General features: G+C 64.4%; 15 protein-coding genes and 2 pseudogenes. 3 read left to right on the top strand and 14 right to left on the bottom strand.

Annotated elements, in window-relative coordinates; genetic code table 11:
* Positions 1-16: 16 nt before the first annotated feature.
* From cofC to Q9R27_RS11045, 3 genes are read right to left on the bottom strand one after another with little or no spacing between them, the layout of a single operon-like run.
* On the bottom strand, positions 17-1,324 hold the full coding sequence (gene cofC / locus Q9R27_RS11055; RefSeq protein ID WP_311252434.1) for a 2-phospho-L-lactate guanylyltransferase: 1,308 nt from the start codon (positions 1,322-1,324) through the stop codon (positions 17-19).
* A gap of 7 nt (positions 1,325-1,331) precedes the next feature.
* Entirely contained in the window at positions 1,332-1,991 is a 660-nt protein-coding gene (gene npdG / locus Q9R27_RS11050) for an NADPH-dependent F420 reductase (protein ID WP_311252433.1), read from the bottom strand.
* 37 nt (positions 1,992-2,028) lie between these two features.
* A complete protein-coding gene (locus Q9R27_RS11045; RefSeq protein WP_311252478.1) occupies positions 2,029-3,018 on the bottom strand; it encodes an LLM class flavin-dependent oxidoreductase in 990 nt (329 codons plus the stop codon).
* 79 nt (positions 3,019-3,097) lie between these two features.
* On the opposite strand from Q9R27_RS11045, the gene Q9R27_RS11040 reads away from it, so the two are divergent.
* A complete protein-coding gene (locus Q9R27_RS11040) occupies positions 3,098-4,267 on the top strand; it encodes an acyl-CoA dehydrogenase family protein (RefSeq protein ID WP_311252432.1) in 1,170 nt (389 codons plus the stop codon).
* 49 nt (positions 4,268-4,316) lie between these two features.
* Here the strand turns inward: Q9R27_RS11040 and Q9R27_RS11035 are convergent, their stop codons facing one another.
* Genes Q9R27_RS11035 through Q9R27_RS11020 form a run of 4 tightly spaced genes read right to left on the bottom strand, consistent with a single transcriptional unit; the run spans position 4,317 to position 9,006 of the window.
* On the bottom strand, positions 4,317-4,781 hold the full coding sequence (locus Q9R27_RS11035; RefSeq protein ID WP_311252431.1) for a RidA family protein: 465 nt from the start codon (positions 4,779-4,781) through the stop codon (positions 4,317-4,319).
* Entirely contained in the window at positions 4,778-5,938 is a 1,161-nt protein-coding gene (locus tag Q9R27_RS11030) for a CaiB/BaiF CoA-transferase family protein (RefSeq protein WP_311252430.1), read from the bottom strand. Before Q9R27_RS11030 ends, Q9R27_RS11035 begins: the two co-directional genes overlap by 4 nt.
* Positions 5,938-7,560, bottom strand: coding sequence for a thiamine pyrophosphate-binding protein (locus tag Q9R27_RS11025; RefSeq protein ID WP_311252429.1), 1,623 nt, complete (start codon positions 7,558-7,560; stop codon positions 5,938-5,940). Before Q9R27_RS11025 ends, Q9R27_RS11030 begins: the two co-directional genes overlap by 1 nt.
* A 21-nt stretch (positions 7,561-7,581) precedes the next feature.
* Complete coding sequence (locus Q9R27_RS11020) at positions 7,582-9,006, bottom strand: aldehyde dehydrogenase family protein (RefSeq protein ID WP_311252428.1); 1,425 nt, start codon at positions 9,004-9,006, stop codon at positions 7,582-7,584.
* Between the two features lie 66 nt (positions 9,007-9,072).
* Between Q9R27_RS11020 and Q9R27_RS11015 the strand changes: the two genes are divergently transcribed.
* Positions 9,073-10,245, top strand: coding sequence for an amidohydrolase family protein (locus Q9R27_RS11015; RefSeq protein WP_311252427.1), 1,173 nt, complete (start codon positions 9,073-9,075; stop codon positions 10,243-10,245).
* Between the two features lie 205 nt (positions 10,246-10,450).
* On the opposite strand, the gene Q9R27_RS11010 is transcribed toward Q9R27_RS11015, so the two are convergent.
* The gene (locus Q9R27_RS11010) at positions 10,451-11,761 is read right to left on the bottom strand and encodes an ISL3 family transposase (protein WP_311252426.1); all 1,311 of its coding nucleotides are present in this window, start codon (positions 11,759-11,761) and stop codon (positions 10,451-10,453) included.
* 129 nt (positions 11,762-11,890) lie between these two features.
* Between Q9R27_RS11010 and Q9R27_RS11005 the strand changes: the two are divergent.
* Positions 11,891-13,102 (top strand): annotated as a pseudogene (locus tag Q9R27_RS11005) (IS1380 family transposase); the annotation flags it as partial.
* Positions 13,103-13,247: 145 nt separating this feature from the next.
* Here the strand turns inward: Q9R27_RS11005 and Q9R27_RS11000 are convergent.
* The 6 genes and pseudogenes from Q9R27_RS11000 to Q9R27_RS10980 form a co-directional block, all read right to left on the bottom strand.
* Positions 13,248-13,937 carry a GntR family transcriptional regulator gene (locus Q9R27_RS11000; protein WP_311252425.1) on the bottom strand — a complete coding sequence of 230 codons (690 nt, stop codon included), beginning with the start codon at positions 13,935-13,937 and terminating at the stop codon, positions 13,248-13,250.
* Positions 13,938-14,027: 90 nt separating this feature from the next.
* Positions 14,028-15,506, bottom strand: coding sequence for an aldehyde dehydrogenase family protein (locus Q9R27_RS10995; protein ID WP_311252424.1), 1,479 nt, complete (start codon positions 15,504-15,506; stop codon positions 14,028-14,030).
* Between the two features lie 18 nt (positions 15,507-15,524).
* Positions 15,525-16,415, bottom strand: coding sequence for a thiamine pyrophosphate-dependent enzyme (locus Q9R27_RS10990; protein ID WP_311252423.1), 891 nt, complete (start codon positions 16,413-16,415; stop codon positions 15,525-15,527).
* An 18-nt stretch (positions 16,416-16,433) separates the two neighbouring features.
* Positions 16,434-17,249, bottom strand: a pseudogene (locus Q9R27_RS18765) (thiamine pyrophosphate-binding protein); the annotation flags it as partial.
* Between the two features lie 161 nt (positions 17,250-17,410).
* Complete coding sequence (locus Q9R27_RS10985; protein ID WP_311252422.1) at positions 17,411-18,919, bottom strand: ABC transporter substrate-binding protein; 1,509 nt, start codon at positions 18,917-18,919, stop codon at positions 17,411-17,413.
* Between the two features lie 147 nt (positions 18,920-19,066).
* Positions 19,067-20,014 (bottom strand): ABC transporter ATP-binding protein, encoded by a 948-nt coding sequence (locus Q9R27_RS10980; RefSeq protein WP_311252421.1) that lies wholly within the window; start codon positions 20,012-20,014, stop codon positions 19,067-19,069.
* Between the last annotated feature and the right edge of the window lie 15 nt (positions 20,015-20,029).

The raw sequence follows: 20,029 nt of genomic DNA, 5'->3' as shown, positions 1-20,029 counted from the left end.
CGACTCCAGGGGATCTTCATCGACGGTCCACGTCCCGGCCCGTTGCCAAGTCACCGCACTCGATCAGGCGCACCTGCCGCGCGGCAAGGTAGTCACGCGCGCCGCGGTCGCCCCAGGCCGAGTCGATGACCCCGGACCAGTGTGCCCTGCCGATCATCACGGGGTGTCCGGGCTCCCCGTGGTACGCCGCACGGGCAAGCAGTCTCCTCGGTGACAGGCTTCGCTGCACTTCCCCGTCCCCGAACGCGGAATCGAGCAAGCGGCCCACGACCCGCTCGTCCACGTCCGGAAGATCGACGAGACTCACCAGAGCGAGCTCATGAGTGGAGCGACCGATACGCCGGAGTCCGGCCCGCAACGAGGCACCCATGCCCTCCGACCAGTCCTTGGCCTCCATCACGTCGACGCACGCAAGTCCGTCGATCCGGGACCGAGCCTCGGCCGCTCCCGCACCAAGGACGACCAGCACCTCCGCGCAACCACCCTGCTGCATCGCGCGGATCGAGCGGGGCAGCCAATCATCGACGAGCGCCTTCGGCATGCCCATGCGGCGACCGGCTCCGGCCGCCAGGAGGAGGCCATGGGCACTCATGCCCACGAGGTTAGTACGGCCTCGACCAGGACGCGCTGCGGTGCCACGCGACGGGCGATCCGCACCGACGACCCCAAGACCGGGGATCTCCCTGCATGCCTGGGCCGTCGCCTCTCCGAGGGCGTCGCGGGCCCGGGGGTCCCGGAGCGAGTCGAGGACATCGACGTCCCATCTCGCACCGGAGGTGGGACGGGCCCACAGCCTCACCGCTCCGGACCCGTGGTGCTTGCGCGCCGAGCCCTGCCCATAGGCGGGCGCAAGGCCGGAACCCGGCGTTGCAGTCAGCAGAGTGGTCCCACGCCCGGCGCGATCGGGGACGTGACTTCGCGGATGAAGGGCCGCCCAGCTGAGCAACGGTGCGAGTTCTGCCGGCTGCAGGAAAGGGAGGTCACCGGGCAGCGTCGCCATCCCGACCTGCGCCGTCGAGAGGGATCGAAGCTTCTGCTCGGCATGGACCAGCGCATGGTTGTGCTCCAGCCCCGGGGCGACGAGGACGTCGAACGGCTCGCTGCTCAGCGCAGCAACTGTCGCAGCGTCCGACTCGGACTCGCAGACCAGGACCACACGCTGGACCCGCGGCGTACGCCGACAAGCCGCAACGGTGTCCGCAGCCATGGCTGCGGCGAGAGCCCGTCGCTGCGGTGCGGGAACCAGGAGCCGCGACTTCGCCCGGGCCAAGGACTTGAGCGGCACCAGGACCGTCCAACTGATCGGCGCCAGGGACGTGGGCATCGCGATCTCACCTGCCGCTGGGCAGGCCCGTGATCCGCAGTCCCGAGTGAGCTCGATAGGCCTTGTTGATCGAGATGAGCACGGCGGTGAGCGGCTCCAGCTGACGCGCCAGACGGAGTGCGCCGCCAGCGACCCCCGGGCGACCACTGATCGCCCTCGCCAACTCACATACCGCAGCCACTGCCTCGGGGTCGTCACCACAGACCAGGACATCTTCGTCGATCAGCGGCGCCTCACCCAACAGGGTCGATGCGGACAGGTGATGGAACGCCGCCACCACGGTGGCGTGGCGAACGCATCGCTGCAACTCCTCTGCGGCGGATCCGTCCGGGAGGTCGAGCCCGTGTGGTCCCACTGCATCGAAGCCGAGCGGGTTGACGCAGCTGATGAGCACCTTGCCGGTCAGCGCAGGAGCGATCTCCTCGATGGTGAGCCGCTGTGCCGCATACGGCACAGCCACGATCGCCATGTCGGAGGCCTCGACGGCAGCCCGGTTGCTCGCCCCGCTCACGGAGCCTGCTCGGCGGCCGAGTCGATCGGTCAACTGACGGGCCACCGTCGCGGCGCGCTGCGGATCCCGTGAACCCAGGATGATTCGATGGCCCGCCCGCGCGAGCCGATACCCCAGTCCGCTGCCCTGGGGTCCGGTCCCCCCGATGACGGACACCGCTGTGCCCGCGCCGAGGGAACCGGGCCCGTCCTTGCTAGTCACCGATCTCGGACACCAGCTGGGCGAACGTTTTCATGGTCTCGGCGCGACTCTCCCCGGGCCGGACGAAGGGGATGATCGACACCTGGTCGATGGGCAACGCGCTGATCTCCGTCAACCTGGCTCGACACTCGTCCGGCGTGCCCGCGAGGGCGAAGAGATCGACGAGTTCGTCGGGAACTATGTCGGCGTGGTTCGCCTCCGTGTCCATGTGGTGGTAGTAGTCGTAGGAGTCGCGGATCTTCGTGATCGCTGCCTCCAGCGAGGGGTCGACCTTGGCGGGCAGCGGCCGGATGCAGACCCGAGCGACATGTGCCCGGGCGAGGTCCCGTGCCTTCACCGGGTCATCCGCAATGGCCGTCGGAGTCCACAGGACCAGGTGCAGGTCATCGAGCGTGCGCCCTGATGCCCGGGCGCCCTTCTCGATGGTCTCCAGGGCAGCTTCGATGAAGACCGGAGAGGTTCCCACCAGGATGATCACACCATCGGCGATCTTGCCCGACAGCTCCAAGATCTTCGGCGCCGACGCGGCGACGTAGATCGGGATGTCCATCGGCTCGGTGACGTAGTTCAGGTGGAAGTCCGCACCGCTGCTGGTCTCGGCAACCGCATCCCCCGCAAAGAGGGTGCGCAGCTCACCGACGGCCTCCTCGAGTTCGGCCAGCTTCAGCGGCTTGAGCCCCATGGTCCGCAGTGACGAGTCTCCCGTGCCGATCCCCAGGGCCACCCGCCCACCCGTGAACTCGGACAACGTCGCCCAGGTCGAAGCCAACAGGGACCGGTGCCGGGTGACCGCATTCGTCACGCCCGTGCCGAAGACGATCTTCTCGGTGCCGACCGCACTGGCACCCATGGTCACCGAGGACTCCCGCCAGATGTTCTGCGAGTCCCCGAACCAGACATTGGCGTATCCCAGGGACTCTGCCAACTGGGTGTATTCCCTCATTGTTGCGACTGGTTCGGTGGGGAAGAGCCCCACACCCATGCTGAACATGCCACCTCCGTGTATGTTGCGTACAATATACGATATGGTACACCAGCACTCACCCGGAAGGAAGCGTTCCATGGAGACTCCCCGATCGCTCACTGGCGTTCTCGATCTTGACCTCTTGCTCACCAAGGACGAGCTAGCCGTCCGGGACACCGTCCGGAAACTCGGTCGCGAAAAGCTGCTCCCCGAGGTCAGCACATGGTTCGAGCAAGGAGTCCTGCCTCGAGAGGTCGCCGATCTGTTGGGCGGAATGGGTCTCTTCGGCATGCACCTGAACGGCTACGGCTGCGCGGGGATGTCCGCCGTTGAGTACGGACTTGCCTGTCTGGAACTGGAGGCGATCGACAGCGGTCTGCGGTCCTTGGTCTCGGTGCAGGGCTCGTTGGCGATGACCGCGATCCACAAGTGGGGATCGGAGGAACAGAAGCAGCAATGGCTGCCACCGATGGCCCGCGGTGAGGTGATCGGCTGCTTTGGGCTGACCGAGCCCGATCACGGGAGTGATCCGGCCAATCTGCGCACGCATGCCCGACGCGACGGCACCGACTGGGTGCTGAACGGCACCAAGATGTGGATCACCAATGGCGGGATCGCCGGTGTCGCGGTGGTGTGGGCCCAGACCGAGGACGGGATCCGCGGTTTCCTGGTCCCGCGTGAGACCCCCGGCTTCTCGACCCAGGACATCACCCGCAAGGTCTCCTTGCGCGCGTCGGTGACCTCGGAGTTGATCCTGGACGACTGCCGGCTGCCTGCGGACGCCGTCCTCGAGGGCGCCACCGGGCTGCGTGGACCGCTGTCCTGTCTCGACGAGGCGCGCTATGGGATCGTCTGGGGGGCCATGGGTGCCGCACGTGCCTGCTTCGAGTCAGCACGCGACTACGCCCTGTCTCGCGAGCAGTTCGGGCGTCCCATCGCGGGTTTCCAATTGACTCAGAAGAAGCTCGCGGACATGTATCTGGAGCTGACCAAGGGCAACCTGCTCGCACTGCAGTTGGGGCGCCTCAAGGACGAGGGCCGGGTGAGCGCGCAACAGGTCTCCCTCGGCAAGCTGAACAATGTCCGGGAGGCCCTGGCGATCGCGCGCGAGGCGCGCGGCATCCTCGGCGCGAACGGCATCACCCTGGAATACCCGGTGATGCGGCACGCGAACAACCTGGAGTCGGTCTACACCTATGAGGGGACCAACGAGATCCACACGCTGGTGGTCGGTCAGGCACTGACCGGTCTGGCCGCGTTCAACTGAGCCGAGAGGCACCGGACGGGTCGCCGATCGGTGGCCCGTCCGGGCAGTCTCACAACGCGAAGACGGCCTCGAGCTCGACGCAGGCTCCTCCGGGGAGTGACGCAACGCCGATCGCAGCGCGGGAGTGCGCCGGGGCGTCGGGGAATACGCTGCTCAGCAGGGTCGAGGCACCGTCGATGACCGCGGGATGCGCGGTGAAGTCCGATGCTGTACGGACGTAGCCGCGCAGGTGCACCACCCCGCTCAACCGCTCCAGTCCCACGGTCTGGTGCGCGGCTGCGAGCAGGTTGACGGCGGCACGGCGAGCATCGGCGACCGCGGTCTCCACGTCGACGTCCTCTCCCACGACGCCACACACAGGTGGCCGGTCGGCGGCCCGCGCGGTGTGTCCGGCAACCCACAGCAGGTCGCCCACCCGGTGGGCCCGGGCATAGTGGCCCACCGGCGGCGGCGCGGCAGGCAGGCTGATTCCCGCCTCTGCCAGCAGCGTCAGGGCGTTGCCGGGTCGCGTCATCGGTTCGCCTCCACCGCCTGGCTCTGCCCCAGCCAGCGCAGCACCTCCTCGGTGTGCTCGCCCAGGCGGGGCGGCAACTCCTGCACCGCGGGCACCTCTCCGTCGAAGCGGAGCGGCGAGGAGAGCTGTGCCACCGGACCGTTGGCACCCTTGACATACTGGATGGGCTCCAGGCCGAGGGCCGTCGCAAGGTTGAAGGCCTCCGCAAGGTCGTTGACCGGACCGACCGGAACTCCGGTCTCCTCCAGGCAGGACAGCAGCTGGGCAGTGGAGAACCGCGAGAAGGCCGCCGTGAGCATCTCCCGGAGCTCGGTGCGATGCTCCACCCGGTCCCGGTTGGTGATGAAGCGCGGATCCTCGGCAATGGCCGACTGATCCACCGCGCGGCACAGCTGGACGAACTGCCGATCCGTGCCGCAGGCGACGGCCACCTGACCGTCCGCCGTCTCGAAGAGTTCGTACGGCGCGATGCTGGGATGTGCATTGCCCAAGCGCTGCGGCACGACCCCAGCGGCGGCGAATGCACTGCCCTGATTGGCCAGACTGCTGATCAAGGAGGAGAGCAGGTTGACCTCCACGTGCCGACCCTTGCCGGTCTGGTCCCGTTCCCTCAGGCTGGCCAGGATGCCGATCGTCGCATGCAGTCCGGCCAACATGTCGACCAGGGCCACGCCGACCTTCATCGGGTCGCCGTCGGGCTCCCCCGTGACGCTCATCAGCCCACCCATGGCCTGGACCACGAAGTCATAGCCGGGGCGCGAGGCGCCCGCGCCGCTGCCGAAGCCCGAGATGGAGCAATAGACGAGCCTCGGGTTGAGCCGCCGGGCATCCTGATATCCCAAGCCGAGCCGGTCCATGGTCCCGGGACGAAAGTTCTCCACCAGCACATCGGCGCGCCGCACCAGTTCGCGGGCCGCCTCGATGCCCTCGGCATCGGTGAGATCGAGTTCCGCACTGCGCTTGTTGCGATTCGTGGAGAGGAAGTAGGTGCTGTCCTCACCCAGGAACGGCGGACCCCAGGCTCGGGTGTCGTCACCGACCCCGGGTCGCTCGATCTTGATGACATCGGCACCCAGATCGGCCAGGAACATCGTCGCTGTGGGACCGGAGAGCACGCGTGAGAAGTCGGCGACCACGACTCCGGAGAGACTGTGCATCACTCCGCCCACCGTGCCGAGGTGGTCCGCGGTGGGACGAACGACGCCTTGTGCACCACAAGCGCTGGTTTCCGGGTGGCCAGTGCGGCCCGGACACTCTCGCCCAGGTCCTGCCCGGCCGGCGAGGTCATCGTGGTCGGGATCCCGAAGGCTTGGCCCAGCGCCTCCCAGTCCGGGCTGACGAGATCGACTCCGGCCCGCGGATCCCCGGCCACCTCCTGGTCATAGGCGAGCATCCCGTAGGCGCCGTCGTCAACGACGAGCAGGGTCACCGGCAGACTCTCCTGTGCCACCGTGGCCAACTCGGAGAGCGCGAACATCACGCCCCCGTCACCGCAGATCGCCAGCGTCGGCGTGCCGACGGAAGCGGGGCCGATCGCCGCCGGGAGCGCGAATCCGAGCGTCCCCCAGCCGACCGGATACTGCAGTTGACGGGCCCGGAGCACGCGGCCGTAGCCGCCGTACCAATAGCCAGCCACCGCCATGTCACACACCACGACGTGCTCGGGCTCGATTGCCGAGTCGATGGAGGCCACGAACTCGATCCCCGGGCGTTCGGTGGCGTCGGTGCGCAGGCGCGCCCACCCCGCCTCGACGCCGGCAACGTGCGAGGCGCCGCCTTCCGCCGCTTCTAGGCCTTCGAGCAGGGCACGCAGGACTTCTCGCGCATCACCCTGGACCGCGACGTCGGGGGCGTAGTTCTTGGTCAGGTCATCGGCGTCACAGTTCACGGTGATCAGCCCGGGCGGCATGGGCATGCTCCAGTTGCGCGTCATCATGCCGTCGAAGTCGGTGCCGATCGCGAACAGGAGATCCGCAGCCCCGACCAGACCGGCAATCTCCGGCTCGTGTGGCGGCAGGGCCACATGAGACGGGTGCTCAGGCGGCACGACCCCACGTGCCGCGTAGGTGGTCACCACCGGGGCGTCGAGCACCTCCGCGAGTCGGACCAACTCCTCCTCTGCGCCTGATTGCACCACCCCGCCTCCGCACCAGATCACGGCCCGCTCACTTTGCCCGAGCAGCCGCTGGGCGGCCTCGATCTGGTCGGCGCGGGCAGTGAGACGCGGCTCGGGCGCAGGCGGGTCCAAGGCTTCGGCCGGAAGCGACAGCACATCGGTGGGAATGTCCACATAGACCGGGCCGCGAGGTGCGCTGAGCGCGCAAGCGATCGCCTCTCTCACCGCGGACACGGCGTCCTGGGCCGTTCGCGGCCGGAAGACAGCCTTGGCCAACGGCTCGAAGATCCCTGCCTGGTCCCGCGACTGATGCAACACGCCCTTCATCCGGGTGTCGGTGGTGAATCGCGTCGCCACCTCGCTGGCGATCAGCACCACCGGGGACTTGGCCGCCGCCGCCTCGCCAAAGGCCCCGGCAGCATTCGCTGCCCCGGGCCCGGTGGTGGTCAGTGCCACGCCCAGGCCACCGGTGGCTCGGGCGAGACCGTCGGCGGCGTAGACCGTCGTCTGTTCGTGACGGACCCCCACGATGGGCGGCATCTCGTCTGACCAGTCCCGCCAGAACGCCAGATTGTGCACACCCGGGATCCCGAAGAGGCGCGGAACGCCAGCCTCGGTGATCAGTTCCAGGCAACGGCGTGCCACGGTGGCTGATTCACTCATCGCCATCCTGCCTTTCGGTCTTCACCGCAGATAAGCGGTGGTCGTGGAGGTGAAGAACTCACGAGAGGCGCGCCCCTGCTCCTTGGGGCCGATGCCGCTCGCCTTGGCGCCCCCGAACGGCACGTGCGGGTCCGCACCGGCCGACTCGGAGTTGACGTGTACGACGCCCACGTCCAGATGGTCGAGGATGCGCAGACTGCGAGCGAGATCCCGGGTGAAGACAGCCGAGCTGAGGCCGAATGGACCGTCGTTGGCCATCTTGATGGCCTGATCCTCGTCGTGGAACCGAGCCACGGACAGGACCGGGCCGAAGACCTCGTCGCGCCAGATCGGGTCGGAGACATCGGTCTCCAGGACCGTCGGGCGCACGAAGCAGTCGGCATCCGGAGCGTCGGCCTGGGCAATCACCCGCCCGCCCACAGCCACGGCATCACGGATCGCGCTCTCGATCTCGGCCCGCGCCTCGGTCGAGACCGCCGGTCCCACGTCGACACCCGGCTGCAGACCATCGGCCACGACGAGCTCACGCACCCGGGTCGCCACCCGCTCCACCAGCTCGTCGGCGACCTCTGCATCAACCACGAGCCGAGAGGTCGCCGTGCACTTCTGCCCGGTCGAGCGCATGGCGCCCTGGACGATCTGCTCCGCTGCCAGGTCGAGATCGGCATCGGCGAAGACCAACGCGGCGTTCTTGCCACCCATCTCCGCCTGCACCGGGCGGCGCAGAGGCGCGCACAGCTCCAGGAGACCGGTGCCGACCGACGTGGATCCCGTGAACGTCACCGCGTCGACGTCCGGGGACCCGGCGATCCGCGAGCCGAGCACCCCCGGCCCGATCAACAACGAGAGCACTCCCGCTGGCAACCCTGCCTCGGCAAGCACCTCGGTCAAGCGCATGGCCAGGAGCGGAACGACACTCGCCGGCTTCCAGACAATCGTGTTCCCATGGACCAGGGCCGGCGCGATCTTCCAGGCCGGGATCGCGATCGGAAAGTTCCATGGCGTGATCACGCCAATCACTCCAACCGGCTTGCGCACGACCAGGATCCGCTCCGCGGCGCGCGGCGAGGAGAAGATCTCACCGACCTCTCGGTCGGCCTGTCCGGCGTTGAACCGGAAGATCTCGGCGGCACGACGCACCTCGCCCACTCCCTCAGGGAGTGTCTTGCCCTCCTCCAGCGTCAGCTCCCGGCCGTACTGCTCGGCCCGCTCCTCCAGGAGCACGGCAGCGCGCAACAGGATCGAGGCCCGCTCGTGCATCGGCGTACGTCGCCACGTCTCGCTCGCCGAGCGGGCACTCGCGACTGCCGCGTCGACGTCCTCGGGGAGCGCAGCCGCGCCTGCACCGAGCACCTCATCGAGCTTGGCCGGGTTCCTGGAGTCGATGGGAACACCGTTGCCCTCGCGCCACTCACCGGCAACGAAGAGTTGGATTCGTCTGGTCATCCGCATCCTTCCATGGTTGGATTAAGTATACAGTCCACATCGCTCACGGCAAGGGATGAGATACTGATGACCAGCACACTGATAACGAACATCGGCCTCCTGGTGTCCGGGGATCCCGACATCGCCCCCCTCAGGGACACCGCCCTCTTGATCGAGGACCGGCAGATCATCGAGGTCGGCACGGAACAGTCCTCCGCCGACCGCATCATCGACGCCGGTGGCCAGAGCGTCATGCCCGGCCTGATCGACGGCCACGTGCACCCCACGGTGGGAGAGTGGACGCCGGCGCAGAACTCCACGGGATGGGTCCGCAACTATCTGCACGGCGGCACCACCTCGATGGTCTCGGCAGGCGAGCTCCACATCCCGGGCCTTCCGTTCGAGGACCTGACACCGCGACTGGTCACCGGATTGGCGACTCTGGCGCGCCGGACCATCGGTGAATACCGACCTTCCGGAGTCAAGGTCCACGCCGGCACGCTGCTGCTGGTGCCCGGCCTGACCGCGGGCGACTTCGACCACCTGGCCGAGGAGGGAATCAGTCAACTGAAGTTCATCTTCTATGACTGGTCGCGCCTGGAGGACGGCGAAGCCCAGCAGTATGTTTCCTGGGCCCATGAGCGCGGAATGACCGTGAAGATGCACTCCGGCGGCGTCTCCCGCTCGGGATCGAGCCGGGTCGCGGGGCACGAGTTGGTCACCGCGGTGGCGCCCGACGTCATCGCACACATCTCGGGTGGACCGATCCCGATGCCCGACGAGGAGATTGTTGCGACGATCCGGGACCTCCCTCAGGCAACGGTCGAGGTCTGCAGCTCGATGAACTACCGCGCAACCCAGGTCACCATCGACGAACTGGTCGCGTCGACCCAGCTGCATCGCCTCACCTTGGGCACCGACACCCCCGGCGGCACCGGAGTGATTCCTCGGGGGATGCTTCGCAACATCTGCTATCTGGCCAGCGTGTGCGGCCTGTCCCCGGAGTTGGCCGTCGCGGCGGCGACCGGCAACGTCGCTCGACGCCACCGAATACCGGGCGGCGTGCTCGCCGCGGGTCAACCAGCGGACCTGCTGATCCTCGGCCCGATCATGGGCTCTCGCGCCCAGGACGTGCTGGAATGCTTCTCCCTCGGAGATCTTCCCGGAATCACCCTGGTGATGGTCGACGGAGAGGTGCTCGTCGAGGGTCGCAGCGAACAGACGCCGCCGCCCAAGATCACCGCGACCGTGCGTCGCTGAAGAAGACACCGATCGCGACCCCACGATGTCTCAGAGCGAGGTCAGACAGACGAGTCGAAAGCGACTAAGCCTCGAAACACCGATGAGCGTCGTGGGTTGAGCGTGGCGTAGAACGAGAATGCCCTTGCTGGGCGGGAGAATCTGAGTTCTTCAGGCAAAGATTCACACCACGAGCAAGGGCACCTCTGGGATGAAACTCGGCTCTTCACAATTGAGGGTGTAGGAGTCTGGGTCTGAAGCCGCCGGTCTCGAGCAATGAGCGGGCGATGTAGTTGGTGAGGTTGCGGAACCCGAGGGCGGATCCGCGTAGATGCTCGAGGCGTCCGTTGATGGCCTCCGTTGGTCCGTTGGATGTGCCGGGACGCTCGAAGTAGGCGAGCACGTCCTCGAGGCGCTTCTTCAGTGTCCGACCGAGGGTGACGAGCTCGACCAGTGTCTTCGGGACACCGCTGCTGAGGGAGTCGATGAGCTTCTCCATCAGGGCTCTGCCCTTGGCGCGGTCGGGTTCGCGGTAGGCAGCGACCATCCGCTGGTAGACACACCACGTGATCTCGACCTCGACGTGGTCATCACCGTCGAACAGTTCAGCCAGGCGGGCCTTCTGCTTCTCGGTGAGCAGATCGGAGCCGGTGTGCAGGGTGCGTCGCGACTTGTACAGCGGATCATCCTTGCGGCCACGGTGACCATGCAGGTCCTGTTGGACACGGCGACGGCAGCGATCCAAAGCGTCGCCAGCCAACCTCACGACATGAAACGGATCCATCACTGCGACTGCGTCGGGGATCTCTTCGGCTGCGGCGGTCTTGAAGCCGGTGAACCCGTCCATAGCGACCACATCAACACCGTCACGCCAAGCTTGGGGACGCTCAGCCAGCCAGGCCTTGAACGCCTGCTTCGAGCGGCCTTCGACCATGTCTAACAGGCGTGCTGGGCCGGTGCCGTCACGAATCGGGGTGAGATCGATGATCACGGTGACGTACTTGTCGCCACGCCTGGTGTGGCGCCAGACATGCTCGTCGACGCCTATCGCGCTCACACCGTCGAACCGAGCCGGGTCGTCGATCAGCACTCGCTTGCCTTCGGCCAGGACAGCATCGTTGGCGGTGTTCCACGCGACCCCGAGGCCGTCGGCCACCCTCGCGACGGTGAGGTGCTGCACCACGATCGCTTCGAGTGCCCACCGCAGCCCGCGACGGGACAACCTGGCGCGCGGTTCGGCCGCAGCGGTGGTGTCTTGGCGCCATACATGCCCGCAGCCGGTGCATCTGTAGCGACGGATCGTCACCACCAGCGTGGTGGGACGCCAACCCAGTGGCTCGTGCGCAAGCCGCCGGGTGACGGTGTCGCGCACACCGCCCTCGCAACCACACCGGCGGCACCACCGGTCAGGGGCGACGACGCGGCACGCCAGCACCGCACGATCTGGGGCGAGACGTTGTCCGGTAACGACGAGGCCAAGCTCGTCGAGCCGGGCGAACTTGGTCAGGTCAGGGCAAGCGAAGGTAGCGTCAGGCACGTCGAGGTTCTCTGGATGGGCAGCGTAGGAACTCCCATCATCAGGGGACCTCGACGCCTACCCGACCGCCGCCCTCACCACCGCCAGCACACCCTCATCTGTGATGAGCCTGAAACTCTCTCATACGCTTCGATCGACGACATGGCGCTGCTACGTCACGGCGGGATGAACCGGATCTTCACCCGGGCCTACGCCCCTTCGACCCTCGGGTCGTTCCTGCGGTCCTTCACCTTCGGACACGTGCGCCAGCTCGACGCGATCGCCTCACGGTTCCTGGTCGCGCTGGCCGGGTTGACCCGGTTGCTGCCCTCGACCACGACCCCCACCGAGGGTGGCGCGGGGTACGCGCTGGTCGATGTCGACGACACCATCATCGAGGTCCACGGCCACACCAAACAGGGAGTCGGGTTCGGGTACTCCGGTGTCCGTGGCCTCAACGCGCTGCTGGCGACCCTCACCGTTGCCGGTGCGGCGCCGGTGATCGTGGCCCAACGCCTGCGCAAAGGCTCGACCGGGTCGCCGCGCGGCGCGAAACGCCTGATTGCTGATGCAGTGAGGACCACCCGCCGTCTGCTCGGCAACACACACCGGGTGTTGGTGCGGATGGACGCCGCGTTCTATGGCCGCAACCCAGTCCATGCAGCCCTCGCCGGCGGTGCCGCGGTATCAGTCACCGTTCGGATGGACCCGGCGGTCAAGAGAGCCATCGCCGCCATCGAAGAAGACGCGTGGACCACGATCGAGTACACCGATGCAGTCTTCGACGAAGCCACCAGCACGTGGATCTCACGAGCAGAGGTCGCCGAGATCGACTTCACTGCCTTCGCTGCCCAGAGGAAGTCCGACCACGTTCCCGGAAGACTGATCGTGCGGCGGATCCCCGACTTCAACGCCGACAAGAACAGAGCAGCCGGCCAGGACACGCTCTTCGATGTGTGGCGCTTCCATGCCTTCTTCACCACCACTGACCCTCAGGTCCTCGACACCGTCGCAGCCGACAAGACGCACCGCCACCACGCGGTCATCGAGCAGGTCCATGCTGATCTGAAGAGCTCGGCCCTGGCTCATCTTCCTTCGGGGGTGTTCACCGCGAACGCTGCCTGGCTGGTGCTGGCGGTGATCGCGTTCAACCTCACCCGTGCTGCCGGAACGTGGCAGCACCCGAGCTCGCACGAGCGAGGACCGCGACCCTGCGCCGCAAGCTGATCAACGTGCCCGCCCGGATCGCGTCCTCAGCCCGCAGGATCACCCTCCACCTACCCGTCGCATGGCCTTGGGAGAACGCCTGGACCGGCGCTGTTCGACCGCGTCAACGACCCGCCCAAACTCCTCGCGGCCTGAACATCAAGCAGCCGACGCTGCGCAACCCGAGGACACCCAGTGGACACCCGGACAGCGAGGTCCGGCAGCCCCGCACGCCCTCAACCGCTCAACCCACGTCGAGCACGACCACCGGAAACTCACCACGCCCATCGGTGGAATGAGGCTAAGACGCCGTGCTGGTGTTCCCATCCAGCAGATTGGTCAAACTGCCGATCGTTCCCTGACGGTGCTCAGCCAATAGCGAGATCACCTGATCGGTATCGCCTGACAAGATAGCCTTCAGGATCTGACGGTGCTCGCTATCAACCGCGTCACGCGACCGCGCGTCAGTAAAGTACAGAGATCGGTATGGATCGGTCGTGTCCCACAATCCCTTGATGATTCGAATGAGACGTGGCATTCCACATGGTTCAATCAACGCGAAGTGAAACCGACGATTGGCTGCAGTGAGTTCTGTGAGGTCGTCCTTGCGGTTCGCCTCTTCGACAGCGAGAATCCCCTCCTGCAATTCGACGTGGTCATCCTCAGTGAGGTGAGGCAACGATCGGCGCACGGCCTCCGCCTCAAGCAAGTTACGAATCATATAAACTTCGAGAAGTTCCGAGATATCTAGTTTCGATACGAAATATCCCTGATGTGGTGTGTAAGAGATTCGCCCTTCGCCCTCCAAGCGTTTTAGCGCTTCGCGCACCGGCACGCGACTCACACCGAGTTGCTCGGCCACTCGTTCCTGTAGGATCTGCGTCCCTGGAGGAAGTTCGCCAGAAGCAATGGCACGCCTGAGCTCTTCAGCGACGGCAACCTGCGCCGTCTTCGGCCGCTCGAATCCCGATGTCTTTTGTTCGCTCGTCATGTCCGCTCCCTGCAATTGGATCCAAAGTACACTATCCGATCATAATCGCAACGAACCGGCGGCTACGACTGTGCCCTTGCGGTCGAACCCTCAGAAGCTCACATGGACCGACTTGGTCTCCGTGTAAGACAGCAACTCTTCGGCGGATTCTTCTCGCCCCACCCCGGAGTCTTTCATGCCGCCAAACGGCAGTCCCGGGTAGTGCCGGGCGACATCATTCACCCAGACGTACCCCGCTTGAAGTCGCCCAGCCACGCGATGCGCTCGCCTCAAGTCTTTGGTCCAAACACTGGCGGTCAAGCCATAGCGGGTGTTGTTCGCCAACGCAACTGCCTCATCCTCGTCCTCGAACTCCATCACGGTAACTACCGGTCCAAAGATCTCCTCCTGAGCGACGGACATGTCGCCTCGTACCGCCCCCAGAATCACCGGGGGAACGAAATACCCATGCGCAGGAGTCGCACCAGCATTCTCAAACTCAAGCCGCGCCCCATCTGCCAGGCCACGTTGCACCCAAGACTGCACCCGCGCTTGGTGGGCCGCGGAGATCATCGGCCCCATCATCGTGTCCGGTTCCAAGGGATCCCCCAACTGCAGGCCCGCCATGAGGTCGGCTAAGCGCCACGTGAAGGGCTCCTTCATGCTTGAGTGCACGAGAACTCGACTCGTCGAACCGCAAGATTGCCCGCCGGTTGAATCAAAATTCATCCCTCGGTAGGCAGCGTTCGCTGCCTCGTCAAGGTCACTGTCAGGGAAGACCAAGATCGCGTTCTTTCCACCCAGTTCCAAGGACACGTTCTTGACGCCGCTCCGCGCCGCCCCTTCCTGGATTGAGCGCCCCACCTGCGCACTGCCGATGAAAGACAGGCGCTTCACGTCAGGATGTGCCACCAACGCCTCACCCACATCTGAAGTGGCACCGGTAACCACATTGAACACTCCGGATGGCAGGAGGGATTGGGCCAGCTCTGCCCAGCGAAGGGCACTGAGCGGGGTCTGTGGAGCCGGTTTGAGCACGATCGCGTTTCCGGCTAGCAGGGCCGGTGCTACCCGAGCCACCGCATACAGGAGAGGGTGGTTATAGGCCACGATCCGTCCAACCACGCCGTAGGGCTCGTGAGCGGTGTAGTGCATTCCTTCACCCCGAACAAGCGAAGTACCACGCAATGCGAGCGCTTCGGCCGCCTGCATATGAAGGGAGCGGATGGATAGGTCGATGTCCAGCTGACTGGCGGCCAGAGGGTTCCCGCTGTCCACACTATCGAGCGCGGCCAGTTCGTTCCGGTGGGTCTCCAGCAGATCCACCATTCCGCGAATCACCGCCGCCCTGGACTCAAACCCCAACGCAGCCCATCCAGGGTAGGCGTCCAATCCAGCCTGGACAGCGCTCGCAACATCATCGGAATCGCCGTCAGGCACCCTCGCCGAAAGCAAGCCCGTGGCCGGATCGTCCGTTTGATAGGACTTCTCGGAGCGCGCTGAGACGCAGTGGCCATTGACAATCATTCCCCACTCCTTCGCTCCGATCCATCTCCGGACCTCAGCGGGAGTCGCCAGCGATGCAGTCATTTCCTTCTCCTGACCCAATCATTCAACGGTGGCTGCGGCCGCGGCGTTGTAACCCGCAGCGACCAGGACATCGAGCACGACCACGTGTCTCTGTCGTACCAACGCGATCGCATCAAGGAGCGCCTTCTCTACCTGTAATGGCTCGCTGAGCGGACCGAAGGCCTGTGCCCCCTGAGCTCGGGCCAGCCCCGCGATGTCGACGGGCGGATCATCCAGTCTCTGACCCACCCATCTGTTCTCCACCGGCCGCCCACGCACGCGCGCCGTGCGCTCCTGATGTAGTTCGTCGTTGAAGTACGACCGATTGTTGGATACCACTACGAGTAAGCCCAAGCCCTGCTGACACGCAGACCAAAGCGCAGTGCAACCCATCAGAAAGTCCCCGTCGCCCAAGATCGCGACGGGGAGTCGATCCGAGTCGCGCAGTGCCAACGCGGCTCCGACCGCGAGACCCGGCCCGGACCCAACTCCTGCCCCCCCGTCTGACCCAAGGAAATCCATTGGATGGTCGAAGTCGACGGCACCGCCGTGCCAGCCGATCGGAAAACGCACGAACGTCGTCGAAATATCCTTGAACACTGTCCGCACGATGGCTCCAAGCTTGTCAACAGACATCGCAGTCGACGCATTGCCTGCGAAACCGATCGGCTCGTCTGACACTTTGCGCCGGTCATGCACGGCCGACCCTGCCGTCGGGCGAAACTCCTTGGGTCCGCTCTGCCTCGCTTTCGCGGCTAGTTGAATTGCCGTTCGATCGGGGTCGCCGATCAGCAGAGTGGTGGAGCGTGGCCAAGCTTGATGATCCTTTGACCAGCCGTTATGGCGGTAGGTATCCAAGGAGACGGACAAGATTCGTCGATTGCTGCGATCAGTCACGCCCGCCTCGCCAAGCCAGCCCTCAAGATCCACACAATCCAGGGCAAAGATCAGGTCGGCTTGCCGAAGGCGCTCGCATGCTGCCTCGCTGAGAGTCAAGCCAGGAGGTCCGAGGTGTAGCGGGTGTCTCGTCGGAAATGTCGCTCTCGCCCTGAGGTCCGTGACAACCGCCATTCCGAACCGCTCGGCCAAGGCGACACGAGCGTCCCAGGCTTCAACTGATGATGATCCATGCCCTAGCAGCATGATCGGGGATCGAGCCGACGCGAGACTAGACAGCAAGTCGTCCAACTGTCCCTCGGGCGGGACCGGATCATAATGACCCGTCCGTTCAACCTCCTGCGGCTGAGCGGCTGTTGACAGCCGGGCCTCCTGGAGTCCGGTGTCCATGACAATATAGACAGGCCCTTCGGGCTTCTGGCAAGCCAACGAGGTGCCTCTTATGGCGCTCTCGATAAACGCCTCAACCGAGCGCGGCTCGTCATCCCATTTTATAAATGGGCGAACGAGAGCGCCGTGGTCCGCACTGGAGTGCAACCAGTCGATCCAGGGCCGACGGCGCTCGGCATCACCGGGCCCATTGGAGCCCAAAATGACCACGGGAGCGCGGTCGCACCAAGCATTGAAGATCGCCATGCTGGCGTGCATTAGACCGACGTTCGTATGGAGGGCAACCAACATCGGCCTCCCCGCCGCCTTTGCGTAGCCATGAGCGATCGCGACCGCGTGTTCCTCATGCAGGCACGTGATCATCCGGGGGTTCTTGTTCCCTAGATGATTTACGAGACTGTCGTGAAATCCTCGATAACTAGCACCCGGGTTCAAAGCAATATATTCGAAACCCAAATCGCTGACACACGCAGCCATAAAATCGCTGCCCCATTTTGCTTCACTGACATTCCCGCCAACCGGAGGAGTCACTTGCACTCATTCCCGACACACTGGGTGTCCGTTCGTTCCGACGATCTTCTTCGACTCATGGATGGGTGCCGGGTCAGTTCGACCCGGCACCCAGAATTCGACGAGGGCTACTTCAGGTTCAGATTGCTTGCATAGATCTCACCGTTTGGGCGGCTGATCAGATCTGAAACATGCGAACTGACAACACGGAAAAATTGCTTTTCCGCGATCGGTGCGTACGGAACATATTCGGTCAACGCGTCGGACAATTCACCCACAAGACGTTGTCGCTCCGGGCCGGGGTCGGTCACAAGGATATCGTCAAGCATGGAATCAATCGGCTCCTCACCAAACCGGAAGAAATTTTGGACTCCATTAGTCCGATAATAAAGACCGCCATCAAAAGCGACATCAGGCTGCGCCGGGGGGAGCACGTTAACCCACGCCTGGATCGTCCCGTCGACCTGAGCCGCCTGGAATTCGGCCGAAGCAGCGATCGATCGAAGGGTGACACGGATGCCGATCTCCTCCAACTGATTCTTCAACATGAGTGCGATCTGCTCCGATTCCGGTCCCGGTCGAGCCGGAGAGAACGCGATCTCTAGGTCGAACCCGGACCCATAACCAGCTTGTTCCAGCAAATCGCGTGCCTGATCCAGGTCAAATTCGTAGCGTGAAGTCGCATCATTGACCCCGAAGACCGAAGATACTCCGTTCACAGCTGGCTCGACCAGGCCACGATAGGGCCCCGACGCACCGACAATAGTCTCGCGATCGATAGCTGCGGAGATCGCGCGCCGCACCCTCGGGTCCGAGAGCGCTGGATCGTCACCGTTCAGTCCAAGCACATCTCGGTCCGCGGCGGCACACGCGCTAACCTCGACCTCTTGAGAATCGGCCAAGCGACTCATCTGGTCATAGGATAGGCGAGCCGCATAGTGCGCTTCACCACGTTCCACCAACTGCAAGCGAGTTCCAGGATCCGACACGGCCTTGAATATCACGGCTTCCACGTTCCCGCGCGGCAAGGTGTAATTGGGATTCTTGTTGAACTTAATCTGGACGCCGGGGTCAATATCCTCTTCGGTGACACTCCAAGGACCGAACCCAGCAGTGTTCTTGGACAACCATTCTTCGGACCACGGATCACTGGAGCTCGCGTGCTTCTTCACCTCGACGCTATCGAGAATGGCGAAGGACTCCCATGTCAACGGAGCAAGATCGATCACGCTCCGTTCATCAACTTTGAACAAAAATGTCCGCTCGTCGATCACCTCGATGGGATTAGCTGGCAGGCCTACGCTGGCCAAGTTGGAGGCAGGATTTCCCTTCAGTGCCTCAATCCGATCAAAGGTGTACTCGATATCTGCGGTGGTCAACTGATTGCCGTGTTCGCTCTTCATATCGCGCAGGACAATCTCGTACCCATTCCGGGCTGAGTCGAAGTACCACGATTCCGCCAGTTCCCCGGCAATCGTTGACTGATCCGCGAGCTGACCACAATCGGTGCTGCGAGCATCCGCTGCGTCGCCGTACACGAACAGCATGCCGCCTCGCTCGAAACCGAACCAGCGGCTCGGGTCACCTTCGTACACATCGGGGTCGATGGTTGTGGAAACCGCCGGATAAACCGCCACAAAAACCCTGCCATTTGCGGACGAATCGCCAGACGACCCGCACGCCGAAAGCACGACCGCAGACAGCACTAGAGCTAATAGGCCGTGGAGAACTCTCTTACTCCTCATCACTTTCTCCTTCGTAAACGAATAGCTGATCGAGCACGGTCACAGACTGGATCGGTTTCGCACCTCAGCAATCTCCCGAAATTTGATACATGCAACCTGATGTTCCAGTCCCGCGTCGGACAAGTTCACGACGCCATTCCTGCAGGATTCCTCCCGATACGGACACCGTGGCTCGAGCACGCAACCCGCGGGCGCCGTCACCCCGGAGCCCACCAAGTCGGGAAGAAGTCGAGTCCCGACGCCTGCACCATGCGGATCGCGCGCGGCGATAAGGGCCTGCGTATAGGGATGCAGGGGATTGTCCAAGACGTCAGAGACCCTGCCGTGTTCGACTACCCGACCTCGATACATTACGTAGATCTGGTCGCAGAGATGCGCAACCGTTTCCATGTCATGAGAGATGAACAAGTACGAGATGGATAATGTCTCTTTGATCCTCTGCAATAGATTCAGGATCTGAGCGCGGGTGGACACGTCCAAAGATGACGTCGGCTCGTCCAACACGAGTAACGCCGGGTCATTGACAATCGCCCGGGCAATCCCGACACGTTGCTGCTGACCTCCGCTCAGATCTCCCGGATAGCGGTCCGAAAGCGCCGCCGGGATACCAACCAAAGAAAGCACGTCTGAGATACTTGACGGACTTCCAGCGGTTCCGCGCCCCGAGCGCTGCACCTTTAGGGGTTCCCCCACGAGCTCACGCACCGTCATCGCCGGATTCAAAGATTCGAAAGGCTCTTGGAACACAACGCCGACCTGCCTACGATACCGAGCCAAGTCGCGACCAGCGAAACGCACATCCTTCCCCCGAAATATCACCTGGCCAGAATCTGCGGCCACCAGTCCTAGAAGTAATCGGGCGACGGTTGACTTCCCAGAGCCGCTTTCCCCGATCAGCCCCACTGCTTGATTTGGCGGCAGGTCGAACGAAACATCGTCCACGGCCTTGAATTGCTCGCCATCTGGTCGCCGATAGGAAACAGTCACACGGCGTGCCTCTAG

Source organism: Nocardioides sp. AE5 (assembly GCF_031844485.1).
In the GTDB taxonomy this organism is placed as follows: Bacteria; Actinomycetota; Actinomycetes; order Propionibacteriales; family Nocardioidaceae; genus Nocardioides.
Note: the sequence above shows the minus strand (reverse complement) of the source record. Positions and strands in the feature narration are given on the sequence as shown.